Below are 24,816 nucleotides of genomic sequence, written 5' to 3'. Positions count from 1 at the left end.
CCTGAGCACTAAAATCACGTTATCGGTAAAATCAGCCAGAACAGAGATGATTTTACCAATAGCATCCAGGGCGCGGAGTATATCATTATATGCAGATATACTGTGCGTTTTAACCGTATAATCGTCACGCCATCCACGGATGACTAAACGCGATACCACGCTTTGCCGCCACAAGCCAACGGCGTATAACACCAGGATTCTGAAACCACTATGCCTAAGAAGACCGAGCAGCCAGTCAGCTTTGAAAGCTCACTGAACGAACTGGAAAAAATCGTTACCCGCCTCGAATCTGGCGAACTGCCACTGGATGATGCGCTAAATGAGTTCGAGCATGGCATCCAGCTCGCTCGTCAGGGACAGCAAAAGCTGCAACAGGCAGAGCAGCGCGTACAAATCCTGCTAAGCGACGATCCCGATGCGCCGTTGTCACCGTTTACGCCGGATAATGACTCGCTATGACCGATTTCAACACGCAACTGAACGCGCATTACCAACGCACTAACCGCATGTTGGGGCATTTTATCGCTGACCTCCCCTTTCAGAGTAGTCCACTAGTCAATGCAATGGAGTACGGCTCACTCTTAGGGGGCAAACGCCTGCGTCCGTTTCTGGTTTATACTACGGGCGAATTGTTTGGCATGCCGCTAGAAAGTCTGGATGCCCCTGCTGCGGCAGTAGAATGTATCCACGCCTATTCATTGATTCATGACGATCTGCCAGCGATGGACGACGACGATTTACGCCGCGGACAACCGACCTGTCACATCAAATTTGGTGAAGCCAATGCCATTCTGGCGGGTGATGCATTGCAAACGCTGGCATTCTCTATTCTGGCCGACGCACCGATGCCGCAGGTCTCCGACCGCGATCGGCTGGCAATGCTCTCAGAATTGGCTCACGCCAGTGGCGTAGCAGGTATGTGTGGTGGTCAGTCTTTCGATCTGGAAGCGGAAGGTCATCAGGTTGATCTGGTTGCATTAGAGCGGATCCATCGCCACAAAACGGGGGCATTGATCCGCGCCGCTGTCCGACTGGGCGCATTCGCCGCAGGTGACGCAGGGCGTGCAGCCTTACCTCACTTGGATCGTTATGCTAACGCGATTGGGCTCGCTTTTCAGGTTCAGGACGATATTCTCGATGTTGTTGGCGACAGTGCGACAACAGGCAAACGTCAGGGTGCAGACCAGCAGTTAGGTAAAAGCACCTACCCCAGCCTGCTGGGGTTAGATAACGCACGAAAAAAAGCACAGGAGCTTTATCAGGAGTCACTGGCATCGCTGGACGATCTCATCGCATCTAGCCCAACATCCCTGAATATTGCACCACTACAAGCGCTGGCGAATTTCATCGTTGAACGCGATAAGTAATTACTTAATGAGTCTCTATGAGTTTTGATACCGCGAAGTACCCTACATTGGCGTTAGTGGAAACACCGGATGAACTTCGATTGTTACCGAAAGAGAGCCTGCCAAAACTGTGCGATGAGCTGCGCCAATACCTGTTGGACAGCGTCAGCCGTTCAAGCGGACATTTTGCTTCAGGGTTAGGGACGGTTGAATTAACGGTTGCACTGCATTACATCTATAACACGCCTTTTGATCATCTGGTGTGGGATGTTGGTCATCAGGCTTATCCGCATAAGATCCTGACGGGCCGTCGCGATCGTATTTCAACAATCCGCCAAAAAGGCGGTTTGCACCCCTTCCCGTGGCGTGATGAAAGCGAATATGACGTATTAAGCGTCGGACATTCCTCCACCTCAATCAGTGCCGGGTTGGGTATGGCCGTCGCGGCCGAGCGTGAAGGTAGAGGTCGCCGTACCGTTTGTGTGATCGGCGACGGCGCGATTACTGCGGGTATGGCCTTTGAGGCGATGAACCACGCAGGCGACATCAAATCCGATCTGCTTGTTGTACTGAACGACAATGAAATGTCGATTTCGGAAAACGTCGGCGCATTGAACAACCATCTGGCACAACTATTATCCGGCAAGCTCTACGCCAGCCTGCGTGAAGGCGGTAAAAAAGTTTTATCCGGCCTGCCTCCCATCAAAGAGTTAGTGAAGCGCACCGAAGAACATCTTAAAGGCATGGTTGTACCGGGCACACTATTTGAAGAGCTGGGCTTTAATTATATTGGCCCAGTCGATGGTCATGACGTTCAGGCGCTGGCGCATACGCTGAAGAACATGCGTAATCTGAAAGGCCCGCAGCTTTTGCACATCATGACGAAGAAAGGCAAAGGTTACGCGCCTGCCGAGCAGGATCCAATCAGTTGGCACGCGGTGCCAAAATTTGATCCCGCCAGCGGCACATTGCCAAAAAGCAAAGAAGGTGCCCAACCCACCTATTCCAAGATCTTTGGTCAATGGTTACAGGAAACCGCCGCCAAAGACAGCAAGCTCATGGCAGTCACACCAGCGATGCGCGAAGGTTCCGGCATGGTGCAATTTTCGCGCGACTATCCGCAACAATATTTTGACGTAGCGATTGCCGAACAGCATGCTGTCACGTTTGCTGCTGGCCTGGCAGTCGGTGGTTATCATCCCGTCGTCGCGATTTACTCAACTTTCCTGCAACGTGCTTACGATCAGGTTATCCACGATGTAGCGATTCAGAATCTACCGGTTCTTTTTGCTATCGATCGCGGTGGTATTGTTGGTGCCGATGGGCAAACGCATCAAGGCGCGTTCGATCTCTCTTTCTTACGCTGTATCCCGAATATGGTCATCATGACGCCCAGCGATGAAAATGAATGTCGCCAGATGTTGCACACTGGCTATCACTACCAAAAAGGCCCTACCGCGGTACGCTACCCGCGTGGAAACGGTACGGGTACGGAACTGACGCCATTATCAGAACTGCCAATCGGCAAAGGTATGGTGCGTCGTCAGGGTGAAACAATCGCTATTCTGAATTTTGGTACGCTATTACCGGAAGCGCAGATTGCGGCTGAGAAGTTGAACGCCACACTCGTCGACATGCGTTTTGTGAAACCGCTGGATGAAGCGTTGCTTGAAGAGCTGGCACAGTCTCACAGCACATTCGTGACGCTGGAAGAGAATGCTGTCATGGGCGGTGCCGGGAGCGGTGTGAATGAATTTCTGATGGCGAAACGCCTTGCCGTCTCAGTGCTAAACATTGGGCTACCGGATATATTTATTCCGCAAGGTTCGCAGGAAGAAATCCGTGCCGATCTCGGTCTGGATGCCGCTGGCATTGAGCGCAACATCATACAGTGGATGAAATAAGAGACCTACGACAACCGGGGCAACATAGAGCCCCGGTGTAACAACATCGTAGTCGCCACCAGCGCGCTAGGGGTTACTCAGCCGTAATGCTATATCAGTGCTTCGCGGGTCAGCCTTGCTCACTAAAATGGTCATATCCCTTCCAATTCAACTCGGTCGCTTTATTATCTCTGAAAAAGCGTAATCCTTCCGATGAAGGCCCGATTTGTCCGATACAGGTATAGTCAGCACCGAGATGCCCTAAAGCAAGTTCCAATGCACCGCGGTTAATTTCTGGCACGGTAAAGCACAACTCATAATCTTCTCCACCAGATAGCGCCCAACGCAACGCCTGCTCTTCGTCAGTACAGCTTCGTAGCCAATCAGATTGCGGAATCGCATCGAGATGAATACGTGCACCGCACTCGCTGGCTTTAAGTATATGCTGGAGATCCGAGATAAGGCCGTCGGAAAGATCGATGGCCGAGCTGGCCAGATCGCGCAACGCCTGCCCTTGCAAAATTCTAGGCTGAGGGCGAAGGTGACGCTGCATCAATCCCTGACGCGTATCTTCATCATCAACACGCAGTGAGTTTTGGAGGATAGCCAGACCGGCAGCGCTATCGCCTAATGAACCGGTAACATAAATCCAGTCACCAATTCTGGCTCCGCGACGCGTCAACGCCCGACCTGCGGGCACCAGGCCGTGGATAGTTAACGTCAGGCTCAATGGACCACGCGTCGTATCGCCGCCGACCAACTGCATGCCATAATAATCAAGCAGCTCAAATAAGCTGTCGCTATAGGCGGACAGCCACTGGCTATTGCTTTTAGGTAGAGTAATGGCCAGAGAAAGCCAGGCAGGATCGGCACCCATTGCAGCCAGATCGCTTAAATTGACCGCCAGAGATTTGTAACCCAGATCGGCGGGATCGATATCTGGTAGGAAATGAACGCCAGATACGAGTGTGTCGGTACTCACCGCCAGCAGTTGCTTATCAGCCACCGTCAGTAACGCACAATCATCACCGATGCCTAACTCGACATCGCGACGTGAACTTCGAACCCGATTAAAATAGCGGGCAATAAGGTCAAACTCACCTTCAACCATAACCTTTCCAGCCAGCCTATCATTCAAAAGCGATCAGGGCCGGATATCCGGCCCTGATTCGATTCATTTTACTTCTTGCCTTTCCGTACACTCGGAGCAGCTTTGTCCAGCACGCCATTCACAAACTTATGGCTATCTTCAGCACCGAAGGTTTTAGCCAGTTCAATGGCTTCGTTAATCGCCACCTTGTAAGGAACATCTTCGCGCTTGCTCAGCTCAAACATCGCCAAACGCAGGATCGCCTTTTCAACCTGTCCCAATTCATCAATCTGGCGAGACAGGAAAGGTGCCATCAGTTGATCCAGCTTCTCAGCTTGAGTGGCAACTCCCGCCAGCAATTCACGGAAATAGGCTATGTCGACATCTTTGACATCCTGCTCGCTCAGGAATTGGTGTTCAACATCGGCAATATCATTTTTAGATAATTGCCAGGAGTAAAGCGCTTGAACCGCACATTCACGAGCGCGGCGACGAGCAGCAGGTTTCACGGAATTCCCCTTACTTAATCAGGCTTACTTAATCGCTTTCAATACATTAATCATTTCTAGCGCGGTCAAAGCGGCTTCTGCACCTTTGTTCCCCGCTTTCGTGCCAGCACGCTCAATCGCCTGCTCAATGCTTTCCGTCGTCAGAACGCCGAAAGCAACAGGAATTTGGCTGTCCATCGCAACGGAGGACAGACCAGAGCTACATTCACCAGCAACAAATTCAAAATGCGCTGTTCCACCACGGATGACCGTTCCCAGAGCAATAACGGCATCATATCCGCCATTTTTCGCACTTTTGGTCAGCGCACGAACCGTCAACGGCAGTTCGTAAGCGCCCGGCACCCAAACCACGGTGATGTTTTCGTCTTTAACCTGACCGATGCGTTTCAATGCATCAACCGCACCTTCCAGCAGGCTATCGTTAATAAAATGGTTAAAACGCGCAATCGCAATCGCCACACGGGCATCAGGAGTAGCAACAACACCTTCGATAACGTTCATAGCTTTCCTTGTATTTGGTCTTTATGGCCCGCAGGGGGGCGGATTCTATCATAATTTTTGTTGGCACGTATCCGGTTTTGTCAGGCCGACGCCACGTATTTACATATGCATCAGAATTTGGGTTTCAAGCGTAATCGCAAATCCGGGCCAATCTGGCGAACCTCTGCGATGTCAAATTCTGGTGCCTGAGACAGTTGATCTAACCCTGGTAAGAGGCACAGCGCACGGGCATTTTCACCCAGCAGTTTGGGGGCAAGATAAACGACAAGTTCATCAACGACACCCGCATTAAGCAACGCCCCGGCCAGACTTGCTCCGGCCTCAACCCAGACGGAGTTAATCTGACGCCTCCCCAGCACCATCATTAGCGCCACCAAATCAACGCCGCCATTGTGCTGCGGTAGCATGACCTGTTCAACGCCCTGCGGCCATGCCTGTTCATCGGCCTGAACACGTGCTAACCAGGTTTCACCCGGTTGGCTAACAACGCGATGTTGCGGCGTGACGCGCTGCTGACTGTCCACAATCACCCGAACGGGCTGCCTGAGATCTGCCTCTGAATAGCGTTTCTGAACATCCGCATCCAATTCTAACCACCGCACGGTGAGGGAGGGATCGTCGGCCAATACCGTCGCACTACTGCTCAGAATTGCGGCGCTCTCCGCGCGAAAACGCTGTACATCCTGCCGCGCCTGCGGCGAAGTAATCCACTGGCTTTCTCCCGATGCCATCGCAGTACGCCCATCCAAAGACGCCGCCATTTTGAGCTGCACGTAAGGAAAGCCCGTCCGCATACGTTTCAGAAAGCCGACATTCACCTTCTCTGCTTCAGCCATCATCACGCCATGACTAACGGTAATCCCTGATTGCTGTAAGCGATGTAAACCACGACCGGCAACCTGTGGATTGGGGTCCTGCATTGCGGCCACCACACGAGAAACGCCAGCAGCAATCAGCGCATCGGCACAAGGCGGCGTTCGTCCGTGGTGGCTGCACGGTTCCAGAGTGACATAGGCCGTAGCGCCACGTGCGCGTTCCCCCGCCATTCTCAGCGCATGCACCTCAGCATGAGGTTCACCCGCACGGAAATGGTAGCCTTCACCGACAATCTCGCCATCACGCACGATCACACAGCCAACATTGGGGTTAGGTGCCGTCGTAAAACGGCCACGACGCGCCAGTTCTAACGCACGCGCCATGTAGAATGCATCCTGCGGCAATTGCCCGTTTTCCTGAGCATTATTTTTCTGAGAACTGTTTTCCTGGAAAGCGCTCATTCCCGTCCCTCTTGTCTCTGTTGAATCGACACGATCTAGTCCTGTAAACGTGCGATCTCTTCGCCAAATTCACGGATATCTTCAAAACTGCGATACACCGAGGCAAACCGGATATAAGCCACTTTGTCCAGCTTTCTCAACGCTTCCATTACCAGATTGCCTACCATTTTGGTAGTCACCTCGCGTTCTCCGGTCGCACGAAGGTGAGATTTTATATGATTAATCGCCATTTCAACGTCATCCGAACTCACCGGCCTTTTTTCCAGCGCTTTCAACATACCGCTACGCAATTTGTCTTCATTAAACGGCTCGCGCACTTCATTGCTTTTGATGACTCGCGGCATCACCAGTTCAGCCACTTCAAACGTGGTGAAGCGTTCGTGACAAACCAGACACTGCCGACGACGACGGACTTGCGAACCTTCGCCGACCAGACGGGAATCAATGACTTTGGTATCAACAGCGGAACAAAATGGGCAATGCATGATGTGTCCTGACCAGTAATCCTTAACGTAGAGACAGTTTACCCTGAATTAACGGACTAACCAAAACTCCTGATTCGCGTTACGGAGGGTTTCGCCTCTCTTCCGGTAAGCGGATGAAAAAAGCTGTATCACCTATGACTTAGGCTTCATCACGACTAAACTCAACAACAGGGATCAATGAATAAGACATCGAAAGGGGAACCACAGATATGAGAATCCGATATCGCGTACTGACCTTCCTGCCAGCGCTGTTATTGCTCGCAGGATGCGCAGAACAACGCCAGATGCCTAAATTGCAAAATCAGATAGGCCAGTTAAATCACCAATTGCAAACGCTGACCGATCAGGCCACAGCATTGGAACGACAAAATGCGTTGAATTCCCAATCCGCCTCTGGTGTTTATTTACTGCCAGCGGCGCAGACGAGCATACAGTTAGAAAGCAGCATTGGCAGGCTCAGCGTATCGTTACGCAATATAGAGACAGAAGCGAACGGAACCAGCGCGTTGCTACACATTCGCACGCTTGATGCTAAAGGGTTACCCGCCTTTGGTGCACAGTTGGATTGGGGACGCCTCGACCCCGTGAGCGGGAAGCCTTTAGTAGGGGATACGCAAACGCAGTCTTTTGTTGTCTCACCCACGCTGTTACCAAAAACCGAAGCGATTGTTGAATTACGCCTGAGCGGTCTGTCGCCGGAAGAGCTTGGCTTTGTTCATTTACACCAGGTTCAGGAAGTACAGAGCCCACCGCCCGTTGCCGCAACCGAGTCCCCCTAGCAAGCGCATTTCCTAATACTACGATGCAAAAAACCCCGCAGCGCGGGGTTTTTTATATTTACAACCAGCAGATTAAGGCAGGATAGACGGTTGATCCGCGCCCTCTTTTTCCACTTTCTGAATCAGCAGGTGTTCACGCTTCATTCCCAGTTTCAGAGCCAAAGCTGAAGAAACATAGATAGAAGAGATGGTACCGATGATGACACCGATAAACATTGTCATCGAGAAACCATGCAATAACGCACCGCCAAAGAACATCAGGATTAAAATCATCGCCAGCGTGGTCGCCGACGTGATGATGGTACGGTGCAGCGTCTGTGTCAGAGAAATGTTGGTAATTTCGTAAGGTGTTCCGCGTCGGATCTTGCGGAAATTCTCACGGATACGGTCAGACACAACGATCTTATCGTTAAGCGAATAACCAATGACCGACATCAGCGAGGCGATGATCGTGAGATCAACCTCAATACTGAACAAAGACAGTAGCCCCATCGTAATGATCACGTCATGCCCTAGCGCCAACACAGCACCTAATGCCAGACGCCACTCGAAGCGGAAGCCAATGTAGATGAGGATTGCAATCAGTGCAGACAACAGCGCCAACGCGCCCGCCTGTGCTAAATCGCTTCCCACACTCGGCCCAACGAACTCGATACGTTTCACCGTCGCATGCTGCTGGAAGGTATCATTCACCACCGTCAGCACTTTGTTGCCGAGCGCTTCGTTCTCACTACCAGAAACCGGTGGCATACGCACCATCACGTCACGGCTGCTACCGAAATTTTGTACCTGCGGTTCTGAAAACCCAGAGGTCTCCAACGAACTGCGCAGAACATCGAGATCGATCGGTTTCTCAAGGTTAATCTCAATGACCGTACCACCGGTAAAATCGAGCCCCCAGTTGAAACCACGCACACCCATGATCGCGACAGCGATCATGATCAGCAGACCGGAAATCACAAACGCCAATGTGTCCCAGCGCATGAAATCATAGACTTTACGCCCATGGTTTAGTTGTTCAATGTTGTATTCCTGTGCCACAACGCACTCCTCAGATAGACAGCTTGTTGATGCGTTTACCGCCGTAAAGCAGGTTAACGATGGCACGAGTACCGACGATCGCCGTAAACATTGAGGTCGCAATCCCAATCGCAGTAGTAATAGCAAACCCTTTGATTGAACCGGTACCCACGGCATACAGGATGATGACTTTAATCAACGTTGTGACGTTCGCATCAACAATGGAACTGAATGCACCTTTGTAGCCCTCGTGGATAGCCTGCTGTATAGAGCGACCATTACTGAGTTCTTCCTTGATACGTTCGTTGATTAATACGTTAGCATCCACTGCGACCGCCAACGTCAACACGATACCGGCAATACCCGGCATGGTCAGCGTAGCGCCAGGTAACAATGACATCACACCGACAATCAATACCAGGTTAGCAACCAATGCACTGGTCGCAATCACACCAAACTTCTTGTAGAAGAAAACCATAAAGAGAATCGACGCGATCAAGCCCCACAAACAGGCTTCCAGACCCTGAGTGATGTTTTGCATCCCCAGCGTTGGCCCAATAGTACGTTCTTCCACGATCTGGATCGGAGCAATCAGCGCACCCGCACGCAGCAACAGAGAAAGCTGACGCGCTTCATTCGGGTTATCAATGCCGGTAATACGGAAGCTGTTACCCAATCGCGACTGAATCGTCGCCACGTTGATCACTTCTTCGTGTTTTTCCAGTATTGAACGACCCGTCGCATCTTTCTTGCCGCTGTCTTTGTATTCCACAAACAGCGTCGCCATCAGCTTACCAATACTGTCTTTGGTGAAATTGGACATGGTGTTGCCACCCGCGCTGTCCAGAGAAATATTCACCTGAGGACGATTGTATTCGTCATTGCTTGATGTGGAATCCGTGATGTGGTCGCCCGTCAGGATGACGCGTTTGAACAGCACAACGGGTGAACCGTCACGCATATTCTTCACTTCGGAATCGCCCGGCACACGGCCGTTTGCCGCCGCTGTCGCATCAGCATCGCTGTTGACCAGACGGAATTCCAGCGTAGCGGTTGCACCAAGAATTTCTTTCGCGCGCGCCGTGTCTTGAATACCCGGTAATTCAACGACGATGCGGTCAGAACCCTGACGTTGTACCAGCGGTTCGGCAACGCCCAGTTGGTTCACACGATTACGCAGGATATTGATGTTCTGCTGTACGGCGTATTCACGTGCTTCACGCAGACGTTCGTCCGACATCACCGCACGCATCAGGTTGCCACCGCTACTGCTGAGAACCAGGTTACGATGACGAGACGTCAGATAGCTGAGGCCATCATCACGCGTTTGAGCATCACGGAAGCGAATTTCGACGCCGTAATTATCAATCTTACGTACAGCGGCATAAGGAATGTTCTTCTCACGCAGATCGCTGCGCAAAGAGTCCATGGTTTGTTCTTGTAATTTACCCAGCGCCGTATCCATATCCACCTCCATCAGGAAGTGAACGCCGCCGCGCAGGTCAAGCCCCAATTTCATCGGTTCAGCACCTAACAACCGCAGCCAGGTTGGCGTAGCAGGAGCAAGGTTAAGTGCAACGACGAATTTTTCGCCCAGCTCATTAACGAGCGCTTCACGCGCACGGAGCTGAATATCAGGGTTAGAGAAGCGAGCCAGAATTGCACCATTTTCTAATGCAATCGACTTACTGGTAATATTTTGTTCTTTCAGGACATTCTGGACTTGGATCAGCGTCGTTTCGCTGGCGGCGGTTCCCCGCGCACCAGTAACTTGTACCGCCGGATCCTCACCATATAGGTTAGGAAGCGCATAGAGCAGGCCGACAAACAACACCACGACCAGCATCAGATACTTCCACAAAGGATAACGGTTTAACACGGCAGTTCCCTTCGGGAAAATCAGAAATTACAGGGCTTTAATCGTGCCCTTCGGCAGCACTGCAGCCACGAAATCACGTTTGATAACCACTTCATTGGTCTCGTTCAACGCAATCGCAATATAGCCCGTTTCGGACACTTTGGTCACGCGACCAACCAGGCCACCACTCGTCAAGACTTCATCACCCTTGCTGATGGAATCCATTAACTTTTTGTGTTCCTTGCCACGTTTTTGCTGAGGACGTAGGATCATAAAGTAAAAAATCAGACCAAAAACGGCCAGCATAATAACCATAGTGTACGGACTCTGAGGCGGAGTACCTGTCGCAGCTACAGCATCGGAGATGAAAAAACTCATTTAAATATCCTCTTTTTTGTCAAAAGATAAGCTATCAAAAAGATAAATTATCAACCTTACAATTATAAAAACGCTTCACAGCAAAATGCATTCATAGCGAACGAGCCATCAGTTGCTCGCAGCAACATCGTTTTCAGCAAGCGGCGGAATGGATTTGCCTATCCGTTGGTAAAAATCCACCACAAAGTGCTCTAATTTACCCTCTTCAATGGCCTGACGTAAACCCGCCATTAAACGCTGATAATAACGCAAGTTATGAATGGTATTGAGTCGTGCTCCGAGTATTTCGTTGCAACGGTCAAGATGATGCAAGTAGGCACGACTATAATTGCGACACGTGTAGCAATCACAGTGTTCATCCAACGAGCTGACGTCATCTTTATGCTTCGCATTACGGATTTTCACCACACCATCAGTCACAAACAGGTGTCCGTTACGTGCGTTACGCGTTGGCATTACGCAGTCGAACATATCGACACCGCGACGTACACCTTCCACCAAATCTTCCGGTTTTCCAACGCCCATCAAATAGCGTGGTTTATCTTCTGGAATCTGTGGGCAAACGTGCTCCAGAATACGGTGCATGTCCTCTTTCGGTTCCCCCACAGCCAAACCGCCCACAGCGTACCCATCAAAGCCAATGTCTACCAGACCTTTTACGGATACATCACGTAAATCTTCGTAAACACTGCCCTGAATAATACCGAACAGCGCATTTTTATTCTCTAGCTCATCAAAACGCTGGCGACTACGTTTCGCCCAGCGCAGTGACATCTCCATAGAACGCTTGGCGTAATCCCAATCGGCAGGGTACGGCGTACACTCATCAAAGATCATGACGATATCGGAACCGAGATCGTGCTGAATCTCCATCGATTTCTCCGGACTAAGGAAAATCGAATCCCCGTTGATCGGGTTACGGAAATGCACGCCCTGTTCGGTAATCTTGCGAATATCGCCAAGGCTGAATACCTGAAAACCGCCAGAGTCCGTCAGAATTGGGCCGTGCCACTGCATGAAATCGTGCAGATCGCCGTGCAGTTTCATGATTTCCTGACCGGGACGCAGCCACAGATGGAAGGTATTGCCGAGCAGGATCTGTGCGCCCGTCTCTTTCACTTCTTCTGGCGTCATGCCCTTGACCGTGCCGTAAGTCCCCACGGGCATAAAAGCCGGAGTTTCCACCACACCACGTTCAAAAATCAATCTGCCGCGTCGCGCACGGCCGTCTGTTGTTTGTAATTCGTACTTCACTTAACCTCCGACACCAGAAAAACAGTCTGATGATAATGATATATTAACGCCTGACAGAGCGTGGCCTGTGGCGTTCCTATTGTGTAGAAAACAAGGGTTATGCCTAATGCTGGTCACTTAAGCCCCATTTTAGGAGAAACACGGGGATGAGCTTCCCGCAGGAACGCCTCACCCGTGGTCACTCCGTGTATCTCGGTTCTTAAACGATCGGTATTAGGGTTATGCTACTTTTTCCTGTTCGGCCAGCGGATTATGCGTAATAAACATCGCATCACCGTAGCTGAAAAAACGATATTGCTCAGCCACCGCTTCACGGTAGGCAGACATCGTATTCTGATAACCGGCGAAGGCGGACACCAGCATGATTAACGTCGATTCGGGCAAATGGAAATTGGTCACCAACGCATCAATAATGCGATAGTGATAACCTGGATAGATAAAAATTTTGGTATCGTCGAAGAACGGGGCAATCGGCGCATCCTGGCTGGCCTGTGCGGCACTTTCCAGTGAGCGAACCGAAGTCGTGCCCACGGCGATCACCCGATTTCCTCGCGCTTTGCACGCCAGAACGGCATCGACGACATCCTGCGGCACTTCGGCATATTCGGCGTGCATGATGTGATCTTCGATCGTATCAACCCGCACTGGCTGGAAAGTACCCGCACCCACGTGCAGCGTGACGAACGCCATTTCAATGCCCTTCTCGCGCAGCGCAGTTAGCATTGGCTCATCAAAATGCAAGCCCGCTGTCGGCGCAGCAACAGCACCGGGGCGCTGACTATACACGGTCTGATAAAGCTCACGGTCGGCGTCTTCATCAGGCCTGTCGATATACGGTGGCAACGGCATATGGCCGATAGCATTCAGAATCGACAAAACATCGCGAGCGTCATCGAAATGCAGCTCAAATAGTGCGTCATGACGAGCCGCCATCGTGGCCTTGACGCTTTCATCATCGCCCAGCAGCAGCTCTGTGCCCGGCTTTGGCGCTTTTGACGCTCGAACGTGCGCCAGTACTCGGCGATCGTCCAGCACGCGTTCCACCAGCACTTCTAGTTTTCCGCCGCTGGCTTTACGGCCAAACAAACGTGCCGGAATCACGCGCGTGTTATTGAACACCAGCAGATCGCCTGGGTTCAGTTTTTCCAGCAAATCGGTAAATACGCCGTGCGTCAGATTTCCCGTCGGCCCATCCAGCGACAGCAAACGGCAGCCACTGCGTTCCGCCTGTGGATAGTGAGCAATTAATGATTCAGGAAGTTCAAACGAAAAATCGGCAACACGCATGGCAATTCACTTAGCTGTTAATACATTAAAAATGGGCGGCCTAGTCTAGAGCCGCAAGCGCATGGCTGCAAGAAATAAGCATCTGAGTCGCGGAATGCATTATACCCAATAGAAAGGGTATATACTGTCACGATGAATTTTCTTGCACACCTTCATCTGGCCACGCTGGCCGACAGTTCCCTGTTAGGGAACCTGATGGCGGACTTTGTTCGCGGCAACCCACAGGACAGCTACGCTGACGAAATCGTCGCGGGTATCCGCCTACATCGCCGCGTTGATTCGCTGACCGACAGCCTGCCAGAGGTCAAACAGGCGCGTCAGTATTTCAGCGATGAATTCCGCCGCGTTTCGCCAATTACATTAGATGTCCTATGGGATCACTATCTTGCACGCCACTGGCTACAGTTGGTTCCGAACACGCCTTTGCAGACCTTTATCGATGACGCGCAATCACAAATTGAACCCCATCTGGCGCAAACCCCCGAGCGCTTTCAGAACCTGAATCTCTATTTGTGGCCGGAACGTTGGATGACGCGCTATGCGGAGCTGCCGTTTATCGCCGACGTGCTGCACAGAATGTCGGTACGCCGTCCGAAGCTGGCTGCCCTGTCCGGCTCTTTTCAGGATATCGAGCAGCACTATCACCAATTTGAAATACTCTTCTGGCAATTTTATCCACGCATGATGCAGTTAGCGAAAACGCAACAGTTGTGAGATCGTAACCTTTCCGTTTTTCTGCGTAACCTATTGCCCTTTCTATCAAAAGGGCTAATGTAATTTATTGAAAGGAAATAGCGATGAGTTCAATAGACAAAAGCTATCTCATTGATTGGTCTCTTTGCCTGTATTCGCTCAGACAGAATCCCTATACTAATCGCTGTTTTTTTACATCTTCCGATCATTAACCGCTATCTACAGGAGTAATTATGGTCCTGGTAACTCGTCAAGCCCCAGACTTCACTGCCGCTGCTGTTTTAGGCAGTGGCGAAATTGTCGAAAATTTCAACCTGAAGAAACATATCAACGGTAAAGCTGCCGTGATCTTCTTCTGGCCGATGGACTTCACCTTCGTTTGTCCATCAGAGCTGATTGCTTTCGATCACCGCTATGCCGAGTTCAAGAAACGCGGCGTAGAAGTGGTTGGGGTTTCTTTCGATTCCGAGTTTGTTCACAACGCATGGCGTAAAACCCCTGTGGACAAAGGCGGCATCGGCGAAGTGCAGTATGCGATGGTTGCTGACATTAAGCGCGAAATCCAGAAGGCCTACGGCATTGAGCACCCAGAAGCGGGTGTTGCACTGCGTGGTTCTTTCCTTATCGACAAAAACGGTGTAGTTCGCCATCAGGTGGTGAACGATCTGCCACTGGGCCGTAACATCGATGAAATGCTGCGTACCGTTGACGCCCTGCAATTCCACGAAGAGCACGGCGAAGTGTGCCCGGCACAGTGGGAAAAAGGGAAATCCGGTATGGGTGCGTCACCAGACGGCGTAGCAAAATACCTGTCTGAAAACGCAGACAAGCTGTAATCCCTCATCGTTGCCCTCAATAGGTAATGTGATAATCAAGCCAGTTGCTATGCGACTGGCTTTTTTTTCGAGATGTCTCCCTCATCATTTTCCTCACGGCTCACCTTCCCTACGCGATCCCAAAAAATACAAAAGGTTGACTCGATGCGCTAAATCCTTAGCCTTAACGTCACATCGTGTTAACGCACGACAGATTGATGGAATAAAAGGAGAACGCATGCAACAAAATCTCGCACTGTGGCTGAGAGAAGCAGAGATACAACACGCCGGCATCATTGCATTACTGATTGTTCTTGGGCTGATATTGCTCATTTCTGCCGTCATCCACCTGATTCTGCATCAGATTGTGCTGAAAAGAATGGTTCTGCGTTCACTCAATAAGCCAGGAAAAACCGAGGGTCATGGGTGGAAGCAGGCGCTGACACAACACAACCTGTTTAACCGGCTGGCCTTTTTGCTGCAAGGGGTGATCCTCAATATTCAGGTCTTTGTGTGGCTTCCCGCACAAAGTGAAACCCGTGAAGCGCTCATCATCTGCTCCCAAGTGTGGATTATGATTTTTGCGCTGCTGTCTCTGTTCTCGCTACTCGATGTGCTGCTCAATGTTTCTGCTCGCACGAAAGCCGCTGCACAACTGCCGCTACGCGGTATTTTCCAAAGCCTGAAACTGATCGCCACCGTTGTCATCAGCATCATGGTCGTGTCGCTGCTCATCGGGAAATCGCCGCTGATTCTGATTAGTGGCTTGGGCGCAATGGCCGCCGTGCTGATGTTGGTGTTCAAAGATCCAATTATGGGGCTCGTCGCCGGCATCCAGCTTTCCGCCAACGACATGTTAACACTGGGAGACTGGCTCGAAATGCCGAAATACGGCGCTGACGGAGCCGTCATCGACATCGGGCTGACGACGGTAAAAGTGAAAAACTGGGACAATACCGTCACCACCATTCCCACCTATTCGCTGGTGTCCGACTCCTTCAAGAACTGGCGGTCGATGTCGGAATCAGGAGGACGCCGCATCAAGCGCAGTATCAATATCGATACCACCAGCGTGCATTTTATGACGGAAGATGAACAGGCGCGCTTGCTGCGTAGCAAGCTACTGTCAGCGTATATTCAGAACAAGAAGAGCGAGTTGGAGCAACACAACGCACAGTCCGACGCCGACCTGACATCACCGCTGAACGGCCGTCGTCTGACGAATTTGGGCACGTTCCGCGCCTACCTTCAGGTTTATTTGCGCACCCATCCGGGAATTCATAAAGGGATGACGCTGATGGTACGCCAGCTTGCGCCAACGTCAGAAGGAGTGCCATTAGAGATTTACGCGTTTACCAACACCACCGCTTGGGTCGATTACGAAAGCATTCAATCTGATATTTTCGACCATATCTTTGCGATTCTGCCTGAGTTCGATCTCCGCATTCATCAGACGCCAACCGGTCACGATATGCGAATGATGGCGCAGCAGATGACTACGCCGGAAGCGTGAAAATAGGCACAAAAAAACGCTACAATGGGAACGTTGAGGTTGCTCACAAAGCCAGTAACGCGGGAATAACGGATAGATCGTAAAGACGCTGTAAATACATCCCTGTACGCTCGGATTGCGCCATCCATGGCGCAAACGCTTTACTCTTCTATTCCGTTACTCCCGTTCTCGTTCGGAAAATAGGTTAGTCAACGTACAGTCTGAGCGCTTCTTCCAATAACAAGCAACTCGCTTAATTCTGTGCAGCCACCGCGTTCTGACGCTTTTTCTTCCAAACATAGCCCACTAAAAGCACCAAAATCCAGATAATACCGACATACAGCGATATACGGGTATCCGGGAAGTAGCCAATTAATCCGATGATAAAGAATAAGAAGACGATACCAAATACAGAGGTCGCGATCCCCCCACGCAGCGGGAATGCCAACGCCTTCACTTCATCAGCACTTAGACGGCGGCGGAAAGCGATCTGAGAGAACAAAATCATGATCCACACCCACACTGTCGCAAAGGTGGCCAATGAAGCAATCACCAGGAACACTTTGCCGGGCATAATGTAATTCAGGTACACCGCTACCAGCAGTGCCATCATCATCACGACCACCGTTACCCACGGAATACCACGTTTGGAAATGCGGCTAAACACTTTCGGTGCATGTCCCTGTTCCGCCATCCCATGCAGCATACGGCCTACGCCGAACACGTCACTGTTAATCGCCGACAGCGATGCAGTAATCACGACAAAATTCAGAATACCCGCCGCTGCCGTAATGCCCATATGCTGGAACGTCAGCACAAACGGGCTACCGTTGGTGCCTACCTGATTCCACGGGTAAATGGACATAATGACGAATAGCGTACCAACATAGAACACCAGAATACGCCACGGTACAGAGTTAATTGCGCGAGGGATGGATTTATGCGGGTCTTTGGCCTCACCGGCAGTGATTCCAATGATCTCCACCCCACCATAGGCAAACATCACCAGTTGTAACGATAGGATCATCCCCATCACACCGTTACTGAAGAACCCGCCATTGCTCCATAGATTGTGGATACCGGTGGGTTCGCCACCGTTGCCAATGCCCCAGATAATGATGCCGATCCCGGCAACGATCATGATGATAATAGTGGCAACTTTGAAGAAAGAGAGCCAAAACTCCAGTTCGCCAAAGGCCTTCACATTCATCAGGTTGATGGCACCGATGATGAGCACCACGCTCAAGACCCACACCCAGTGTGGCACCGCAGGGAACCAGACGCCCATGTAGATGCCAAACGCGGTCACATCGGCAATGGCGACAATCAGCATCTCAAAGCAGTAGGTCCAGCCAGTGATATATCCCGCTAACGGCCCGAGATAATCTTGCGCATAGCGAGAAAACGAGCTGGACTGCGGGTTATGCACCGACATTTCACCCAGTGCGCGCATGATGATATACGCCACAATCCCACCAATCAGGTAAGCCAGCAACACGCTGGGACCCGCCATTTGGATCGCACTAGCAGAACCATAAAACAGACCGGTTCCGATCGCCGAGCCAAGGGCGATAAAGCGGATATGCCGCGTGCTTAACCCACGCTTGAGCTTGGAAGATGGTTGTTCCATTGATAAGCAACCCTGTCTTATAAGAGAAAAACATTACAAAAAGAAAAACCACAGGCAAATACCTGTGGTGCAGAAACCTAACGCAGTGCTGGAGCAGTAAGATATCCCCAGCGCTATCAGGTATGAACGATATTATTGATGTACCGTAACTTCCTGACGACCACACAGTCTGTCGTAAATCACTGCAATCAGTAAAACCAGCAGCGACGGTGGCAACCAGGCCAATCCTTGCTCACTCAGTGGCAAATTGAGGCTCCACTCTGGCAACAGCGACTTGAAAGCCGATGATTTTATACCATCAATCATGCCAAATAACAGGCTGACTAACATGACGGGTGCCACAATACGTGAAGCGCTATTCCACCAACGGAGCGTAAAGCTCAGTAAAACCAGAATGATACAAGGCGGATAAATCGCTGTCAGCACTGGAATAGAAAGTTGAATCAGGTGGCTCAAGCCAAGATTGGACACCACCATCGAGAACGTTCCCAGCACAAATACCAACGTGCGATAGGACAACGGCAGATATTGCGCAAAGAATTCAGCACATGCACAGGTTAAACCCACCGCCGTCACCAGACACGCGATAAAGATTAACAACGCCAGGAAGCTGCTTCCCATGTTACCGAACGTGTGTTGCACATAAGCATGGAGAATCTCTGCCCCATTCAGTGCCTGCGGCACCAGTTCACCACTGACAGAACCAAGCTGGAACAGGCTCAAATAGACCAACGTCAGGCCGATGCCCGCGATTAACCCAGCCCATACGGTGTAACGCGTCAGCAGCACTGAGCTTGTCACCCCACGTGAGCGTGCCGCATTGACAATTACGATACCAAAGACCATCGCGCCCAGCGTATCCATCGTCAGATAGCCGTTAACAAAGCCATTGGAGAACGGCAGATGCTCATACGCTTCTGTCGCAGGGATCGGTGTCCCCGCAGGCCACAGCACTGCGGCAATACCCAATACTGCCAGAGCAATGATCTTCAACGGCGCCAGCACATGGCCGACCGTATCCAGCAGTTTGCCCGGATACAGAGAAATCGCGATGACGATAGCAAAATAAATCAGGCTATAAATCAGCAGAGGGGACGCGCCATTACCAACCAAAGGCGCCAAACCGACTTCAAACGAAACGGTTGCCGTACGCGGCGTCGCGAACAGTGGCCCAACAGCCAGGTAGCACACGGTAGCCAAGACCACACCGGCCTTTTTACCAATCGGCGAGCTTAACGCATCGACGCCGCCACCAACCCGAGCAAGCGCGATGACGGTCAGCACAGGTAGGCCAACCGCCGTCAGCAGGAAGCCGATTGCCGCAGTCCAAACGTGCTCTCCTGCCTGCAATCCCACCATAGGCGGGAAAATGATATTTCCTGCCCCCACGAATAAAGCAAAGGTCATAAAACCTAATGCCACAATATCTTTGGAAGTTAAACGATGGCTCATAGTTATGTCGTGTTGCCTGTATCAAATCGATAAAAAAAATCGTGTCGTTTATCGCCGTCAGAAGCCGTTCGCAAACGGATGGCCCGAAGCATGATGCCAACACTCCGGCGATGTGAAGTATGACGAGTATAGAGGAGTTATTTTTTGCACAGCCATATTGGGTGCTAAGTAAACCGTTTATAGCGTAAAAAGACAAGTGGAGATCTAAAAACCAGAGTATCTAGCCTACTTACACTAAAAAATAAGAATATAAATTGGTTTATCATGATTTGCATAACACATGATTTGCGCATTTATCGATATTTCATTGCAATAAAACTGATAAAAACCGACATAAAATGCGTTGTTTGATCATAAAAAAAACATATTGCACAACAACATCGCGGACGAAGAGCGGGATAACAGCCACAAAAAAGGCCGGATCGTATGATCCAGCCTCTGTATATTCCATTATAAAAATAAGGTTACTTCATCGGTGTCACCACACGCGATTAGCAATATCCACGACAAGCTTCAACTTATTCCATTGTTGCTCTTCCGTCAGGCTATTGCCCTCTTCCGTTGACGCAAAACCACACTGCGGGCTCAGGCAAATCTGGCTGAGATCGACATACTTTGCCGCCTCCGCGATACGAGCCTGCACCACTTCAGCCTCTTCCAACTCACCGTTCTTCGTGGTGATCAGACCCAACACAACCTGCTGATGGCCCGGCTTCACAAAACGCAGCGGCTCAAAGCCACCCGCACGCTCGGTATCGTATTCCAGGAAGAATGCATCGACATTCACTTCACCAAACAGAATTTCTGCAACAGGCTCATACCCGCCTTCAGAAATCCAGGTCGAGCGGAAATTACCACGACAAACGTGTAAACCGATAACCAGATCGGCTGGTTTATCAGCCAAGGCTTTGTTCAGGACATCAGCATAGGTTCGAGCCAGTTGGTCTGGATCTTCGCCACGCTCACGGATCTGACGTTTTTGATCGTCAGAGCACAGGTAGGCCCACACAGTGTCATCCAATTGCAGGAAGCGGCAGCCTGCGTCATAAAATGCGTGGATCGCATCGCGCCAGGTTTGCGCCAAATCGTCGAAGTAGTCGGCCAGATCGGGGTAAACCTTCGCATCAATCGCTTTTCGTCCACCGCGAAAATGCATCACGCTAGGGCTAGGAATCGTCATTTTAGCGACGGCATCGCCAGAAATGCTGTTCAGGTAGCGAAAATGGTCGAGCATCGGGTGCTGAGGGTTAAAACTCACTTTATCCACGACACGAATCGCATGGGATTTGGTCTGAATGCCGTTGAATTGAATACCGTGGTCGGCTTCATAGCGCTCTACGCCGTGCAAATCAGCAAAGAAGTCAAAGTGCCACCAAGAACGACGTAACTCACCATCCGTCACTATCTGCAAGCCAGCTTCACGCTGCTTTTCTACCACCCGCAGAATCTCACGATCTTCAACGTTACGCAGCGCCGCATCATCAATCTCACCCGCCTGATGCTGAAGGCGTGCTTGCTTAATCGCTGCTGGACGTAAAAAACTGCCGACGATATCGGCACGGAAAGGGGATAAAGTGTTCGCCATCTGTCGCTCCTGACATGTTGCCAGCACTCGCCTTCAGGAAAGAAGCGTACTGGCAGATAGTTTCAATGTGAAATATTTGCCCAGAGGGATAGTTACATTTAATCTTATTTAGCCATCTGGACGTCCAAATTTAACAATATCGTGTCACGTGGCGAATCGCAGGGCAATAGAAGAATTTTCACGGCACGTGAAAAAAATTCATGTTCCGTGAAAATAGCGCAAATCCATGATAAGAAGAAAAGTTATTCAGGCAGACCAATCTGCTGGCGCGCCTGACGACGCGTTGCTTCCGGCAGCGGCAGATAGCCATCTTGATTCACCAGCGATTGTCCCGTTTCGGACAGCACGCGTGCCAAAAATGCCGCCGTCAGCGCTTCCAGCGGTTGTCCGGGCGCTTTGTTGACATAGATGTAGAGATAACGAGTGTAGGGATATAAACCGCTGCGGATATTTTCAGTCGAGGGGGAAATGTAGTCGGTGCCTTGTGCGGCTAACGGCAACATCTTCACACCGCTGGTACGAAAGCCCACGCTGGCATAACCAATCGCATCCGTTGATGCTGCAACCGCCTGCACAACGGATGCCGAACCGGGTAATTCATTAACTTGAGGAAGGAAGTCACCGCGGCATAGTGCTTTTTGTTTAAAGAACCCATAGGTTCCCGAAGCAGAGTTCCGCCCATAGCGCAGTAACGTCCGTTTCTCCCAACTACCGCGTAAGCCGAGGTCACCCCACTGTTTTATCGGCTGGTGGTTACCACAGCGTTGCGTAATCGAAAAAATGGCGTCCAACTGTGACACGTTCAGCCCAGACAGAGGGTTATCCTGATTTACCAACACGACGAGCGCATCCATCGCCACCGGCACCGCCAGCGGTGGGTAACCGTAGTGCTGAACAAACGCCTCAATTTCGCTGGCCTTCATTGCCCTGCTCATCGGCCCAAGTTGCGCGGCACCCGACGCCAGAGACGTCGGCGCAGACGATGAACCGGCAGCCTGAATCTGTAAATTCACGTTCGGATAATGCTGGCTGAAATCCGCCGCCCAAAAGGCCATCAGGTTAGCCAGCGTATCCGACCCCGCGCTGGAGAGGTTACCTGCCAGCATCTGACGAGGCTGCGCGGAGCAAAACGCACTAAGCAGCAGTAAAAAAGCGCCCGCAATATGTATGGCGGATATCATAAATAACGTTTTCCGTCAGGCCGAAGGTTTCGCCATATTTTCAGCCAGAGAGGTAGGGACAATCAACCGATTTGGCAACGTAAAGACAAAACGCGATCCCAGACCGTCCTCACTCATGATCTCCAAGCGGGAATCATGATGGCTGAGCGCGTGCTTAACTATCGCCAGCCCCAGCCCGCTGCCTCCCGTCTGTCGCGAACGCGCCTTATCCACGCGATAAAAACGTTCAGTCAGGCGTGGCAAGTGCTCGGCTGCAATCCCCGGCCCGTTATCGCTGACCTGAAATTGCGCCCCCTGTGGGATCTTCTGCCAACAGACCTCGATACGCGTTCCCTCTGGCGTATGGTTGACCGCGTTATACACCAGATTGGATACCGCGCTGCGCAGTTGTTCTTCGTTACCAAACACCCGGAGGTTTTCATTCACACGAAAGACGATCTCATGACGCCCCTGGCTCAAGGTCTGCGCTTCACGCTGCAATACGCGTAGCATCAACGGAATATCGACTTTTTCATTCAAATCGATTGCCGTCGCCGCTTCAATCCGGGACAGGGTAAGCAACTGTTTGACCAACCCGTCCATGCGCCGGGTCTGTTCCTGCATGGTATTCAACGCCTTCCCGCGTAGCGCCGCATCCAGCGTTTCTTCCTGCATCATTTCCAGATAGCCCTGCAACACCGTCAACGGGGTACGCAACTCATGGCTCACATTGGCAAAAAAGTTACGTCTCGCGCCTTCGAGCTGGTGCATTTGCGTAATATCACGCACCACCATCAGCAGTTGCCCTTCGGAATACGGCATCACGCGGAATTCAACATGGTGAGAATTATTCAACTGCAACGTGAGAGGACGGCTAAAGTCTTGCCCTTTCATGTAATTAGTGAATTCAGGATAGCGCAATAAGTTGAGGATATTCTGACCGTTATCCTCCGGCCAACGGAAATTAAGCAGGTGCTGCGCCAGGTGATTACACCAGAAGATCGTTCCCTCTTCTGTGGTGATCACCACCGCATCCGGCAAGGATTCAGCACCGCTGCGAAACCGTTTGATCAGGAGCGCCAGCTCCCGGCGTCGGCGTCGATTACGCAACTGCATCTGATAGAGCCCGTAAAACAGCGGCTCCCAGCTCCAGCGACCGGGCGGTGGCGTCATGCTGCGGTCAACCCACAGCCAATAAGAAAGTTTAAGCTGGTTATAAAAATTCCAGCAGAGTAAGCCTAATACGGCGACCAGCAAAAACCAGGGCAGATAGCCAAAAATCAGCCCCAGCAATAAAGCAGGCAAACAAAAAAAAGCCAGCTCCAATGCCAGCCTTTTCCAGGATAAACGTTCTAGCACGTTAGTGTTTCTCCGGTTACGATCACCTCAGTAACGCGTTGAAAAACGGTAGCCCGTTCCCCGAACGGTTTGCACCATTTTGTCATGTCCGCTGGTTTCCAGCGCTTTACGCAGGCGACGAATATGGACGTCGACAGTACGATCCTCAACATAAACGTTAGTGCCCCACACGTGATTCAGCAACTGTTCCCGGCTATAAACACGTTCAGGATGTGTCATAAAGAAATGCAGCAGTTTAAATTCCGTCGGCCCCATATCCAGCGCGTGCTCTTCAGTTGTCACGCGATGAGAGGAAGGATCGAGACTCAGACCACGCATTTCAATCACTTCTTCCACTGCCATCGGTGAAATTCGGCGCATCACAGCTTTAATTCGCGCCACCAGCTCCTTAGGTGAAAACGGCTTGGTAATGTAATCATCCGCTCCCACTTCAAGCCCGCGCACGCGGTCTTCTTCTTCGCCACGCGCGGTCAACATCATTACCGGAATATCACGCGTCAGCGCCTCGCGCTTCATATGCTTGATGAATTGCAGGCCCGATCCTCCTGGCAGCATCCAGTCCAATAACACCAGCTCTGGGAACGGTTCCGACAATTGCGTTACCGCACTGTCATAATCTTCGGCTTCCACTGGTTGATACCCATTTTGTTCCAGTACAAAGCAAACCATTTCACGAATTGGTGCTTCATCTTCCACGACTAATATGCGTTTTGCCATTGTTAATCCTGTCGTTAATCATCGTCGCTGTTAGCAGGCGAAAAGCATTATGCGTCAGTTTTATGACAGATTTATGAAAAACAAACCGCCCTCATCGCACGATGTTACAGTGCGTACATCCGATTTTTCGAACCGCTTTCCAAACTCGCGATCCCAGCGCGACAGCCATCATCCCTGCTATATATAATCATGGCATTACGATGACAAAACACCATAGCAACGATGCACCGTGCCACATAATGGATA

At 51.0% G+C, this 24,816-nt stretch carries 23 protein-coding genes; 7 read left to right on the top strand and 16 right to left on the bottom strand.

Translation table 11 applies throughout. From position 1 onward, the window contains the following. The first annotated feature begins 210 nt into the window (after positions 1-210). Genes xseB through dxs form a run of 3 tightly spaced genes read left to right on the top strand, consistent with a single transcriptional unit; the run spans position 211 to position 3,250 of the window. Positions 211-459 carry an exodeoxyribonuclease VII small subunit gene (gene xseB / locus A8F97_RS02255; protein ID WP_005976008.1) on the top strand — a complete coding sequence of 83 codons (249 nt, stop codon included), beginning with the start codon at positions 211-213 and terminating at the stop codon, positions 457-459. Beyond that, positions 456-1,367, top strand: coding sequence for a (2E,6E)-farnesyl diphosphate synthase (gene ispA, locus A8F97_RS02250; RefSeq protein WP_015730980.1), 912 nt, complete (start codon positions 456-458; stop codon positions 1,365-1,367). The genes xseB and ispA overlap by 4 nt, the downstream gene beginning before the upstream one ends. A gap of 17 nt (positions 1,368-1,384) precedes the next feature. Next, positions 1,385-3,250 carry a 1-deoxy-D-xylulose-5-phosphate synthase gene (gene dxs, locus A8F97_RS02245; RefSeq protein ID WP_014700844.1) on the top strand — a complete coding sequence of 622 codons (1,866 nt, stop codon included), beginning with the start codon at positions 1,385-1,387 and terminating at the stop codon, positions 3,248-3,250. Between the two features lie 109 nt (positions 3,251-3,359). On the opposite strand, the gene thiL is transcribed toward dxs, so the two are convergent. The 5 genes from thiL to nrdR all read right to left on the bottom strand — a co-directional run bounded on the left by thiL (position 3,360) and on the right by nrdR (position 7,091). Beyond that, entirely contained in the window at positions 3,360-4,340 is a 981-nt protein-coding gene (thiL, locus tag A8F97_RS02240) for a thiamine-phosphate kinase (RefSeq protein WP_014700845.1), read from the bottom strand. Between the two features lie 68 nt (positions 4,341-4,408). Beyond that, a complete protein-coding gene (gene nusB / locus A8F97_RS02235; protein WP_005976004.1) occupies positions 4,409-4,828 on the bottom strand; it encodes a transcription antitermination factor NusB in 420 nt (139 codons plus the stop codon). A gap of 24 nt (positions 4,829-4,852) precedes the next feature. Beyond that, entirely contained in the window at positions 4,853-5,329 is a 477-nt protein-coding gene (gene ribH / locus A8F97_RS02230; protein WP_014700846.1) for a 6,7-dimethyl-8-ribityllumazine synthase, read from the bottom strand. Positions 5,330-5,439: 110 nt separating this feature from the next. Next, the gene (gene ribD, locus A8F97_RS02225; RefSeq protein WP_050512671.1) at positions 5,440-6,606 is read right to left on the bottom strand and encodes a bifunctional diaminohydroxyphosphoribosylaminopyrimidine deaminase/5-amino-6-(5-phosphoribosylamino)uracil reductase RibD; all 1,167 of its coding nucleotides are present in this window, start codon (positions 6,604-6,606) and stop codon (positions 5,440-5,442) included. 35 nt (positions 6,607-6,641) lie between these two features. Further along, entirely contained in the window at positions 6,642-7,091 is a 450-nt protein-coding gene (nrdR, locus tag A8F97_RS02220; protein WP_005975999.1) for a transcriptional regulator NrdR, read from the bottom strand. A gap of 209 nt (positions 7,092-7,300) precedes the next feature. On the opposite strand from nrdR, the gene A8F97_RS02215 reads away from it, so the two are divergent. Next, positions 7,301-7,870 carry a SadB/YajI family lipoprotein gene (locus A8F97_RS02215; protein ID WP_014700848.1) on the top strand — a complete coding sequence of 190 codons (570 nt, stop codon included), beginning with the start codon at positions 7,301-7,303 and terminating at the stop codon, positions 7,868-7,870. A 72-nt stretch (positions 7,871-7,942) separates the two neighbouring features. Here A8F97_RS02215 and secF read toward each other — a convergent pair whose 3' ends face one another. The 5 genes from secF to queA form a co-directional block, all read right to left on the bottom strand. After that, on the bottom strand, positions 7,943-8,911 hold the full coding sequence (gene secF, locus A8F97_RS02210) for a protein translocase subunit SecF (protein ID WP_014700849.1): 969 nt from the start codon (positions 8,909-8,911) through the stop codon (positions 7,943-7,945). Between the two features lie 10 nt (positions 8,912-8,921). Beyond that, positions 8,922-10,769: a protein translocase subunit SecD gene (secD, locus tag A8F97_RS02205; protein ID WP_025918783.1), complete on the bottom strand. Its 1,848-nt coding sequence runs from the start codon at positions 10,767-10,769 to the stop codon at positions 8,922-8,924. Between the two features lie 27 nt (positions 10,770-10,796). Next, the gene (gene yajC, locus A8F97_RS02200; protein ID WP_005975995.1) at positions 10,797-11,126 is read right to left on the bottom strand and encodes a preprotein translocase subunit YajC; all 330 of its coding nucleotides are present in this window, start codon (positions 11,124-11,126) and stop codon (positions 10,797-10,799) included. Positions 11,127-11,234: 108 nt separating this feature from the next. Continuing rightward, on the bottom strand, positions 11,235-12,380 hold the full coding sequence (gene tgt, locus A8F97_RS02195; protein WP_014700851.1) for a tRNA guanosine(34) transglycosylase Tgt: 1,146 nt from the start codon (positions 12,378-12,380) through the stop codon (positions 11,235-11,237). Between the two features lie 219 nt (positions 12,381-12,599). Continuing rightward, positions 12,600-13,667 (bottom strand): tRNA preQ1(34) S-adenosylmethionine ribosyltransferase-isomerase QueA, encoded by a 1,068-nt coding sequence (gene queA / locus A8F97_RS02190; RefSeq protein ID WP_033071830.1) that lies wholly within the window; start codon positions 13,665-13,667, stop codon positions 12,600-12,602. Between the two features lie 132 nt (positions 13,668-13,799). Between queA and A8F97_RS02185 the strand changes: the two genes are divergently transcribed. The 3 genes from A8F97_RS02185 (at position 13,800) to A8F97_RS02175 (ending at position 16,688) form a co-directional block, all read left to right on the top strand. Next, positions 13,800-14,381, top strand: a complete 582-nt coding sequence (locus A8F97_RS02185; protein WP_005975991.1) for an acyl carrier protein phosphodiesterase — start codon at positions 13,800-13,802, stop codon at positions 14,379-14,381. Between the two features lie 212 nt (positions 14,382-14,593). After that, positions 14,594-15,196, top strand: a complete 603-nt coding sequence (locus A8F97_RS02180) for a peroxiredoxin C (RefSeq protein ID WP_010299049.1) — start codon at positions 14,594-14,596, stop codon at positions 15,194-15,196. 217 nt (positions 15,197-15,413) lie between these two features. Next, complete coding sequence (locus tag A8F97_RS02175) at positions 15,414-16,688, top strand: mechanosensitive ion channel family protein (protein WP_033071831.1); 1,275 nt, start codon at positions 15,414-15,416, stop codon at positions 16,686-16,688. A 232-nt stretch (positions 16,689-16,920) separates the two neighbouring features. Here A8F97_RS02175 and proY read toward each other — a convergent pair whose 3' ends face one another. From proY to phoB, 6 genes are all read right to left on the bottom strand, one after another. Further along, positions 16,921-18,297 (bottom strand): proline-specific permease ProY, encoded by a 1,377-nt coding sequence (proY, locus tag A8F97_RS02170; protein WP_025918786.1) that lies wholly within the window; start codon positions 18,295-18,297, stop codon positions 16,921-16,923. A gap of 132 nt (positions 18,298-18,429) precedes the next feature. After that, entirely contained in the window at positions 18,430-19,749 is a 1,320-nt protein-coding gene (gene brnQ / locus A8F97_RS02165) for a branched-chain amino acid transport system II carrier protein (RefSeq protein WP_033071832.1), read from the bottom strand. A gap of 478 nt (positions 19,750-20,227) precedes the next feature. Beyond that, complete coding sequence (locus A8F97_RS02160; protein WP_033071833.1) at positions 20,228-21,334, bottom strand: cobalamin-independent methionine synthase II family protein; 1,107 nt, start codon at positions 21,332-21,334, stop codon at positions 20,228-20,230. 242 nt (positions 21,335-21,576) lie between these two features. Further along, positions 21,577-22,515 (bottom strand): PstS family phosphate ABC transporter substrate-binding protein, encoded by a 939-nt coding sequence (locus A8F97_RS02155; RefSeq protein ID WP_014700857.1) that lies wholly within the window; start codon positions 22,513-22,515, stop codon positions 21,577-21,579. 15 nt (positions 22,516-22,530) lie between these two features. After that, complete coding sequence (gene phoR, locus A8F97_RS02150) at positions 22,531-23,853, bottom strand: phosphate regulon sensor histidine kinase PhoR (protein ID WP_014700858.1); 1,323 nt, start codon at positions 23,851-23,853, stop codon at positions 22,531-22,533. Positions 23,854-23,880: 27 nt separating this feature from the next. Beyond that, entirely contained in the window at positions 23,881-24,570 is a 690-nt protein-coding gene (gene phoB / locus A8F97_RS02145; protein ID WP_005975981.1) for a phosphate response regulator transcription factor PhoB, read from the bottom strand. Positions 24,571-24,816 lie beyond the last annotated feature (246 nt).

This window comes from Pectobacterium parmentieri (assembly GCF_001742145.1).
Classification (GTDB): Bacteria; Pseudomonadota; Gammaproteobacteria; order Enterobacterales; family Enterobacteriaceae; genus Pectobacterium; species Pectobacterium parmentieri.
Note: the sequence above shows the minus strand (reverse complement) of the source record. Positions and strands in the feature narration are given on the sequence as shown.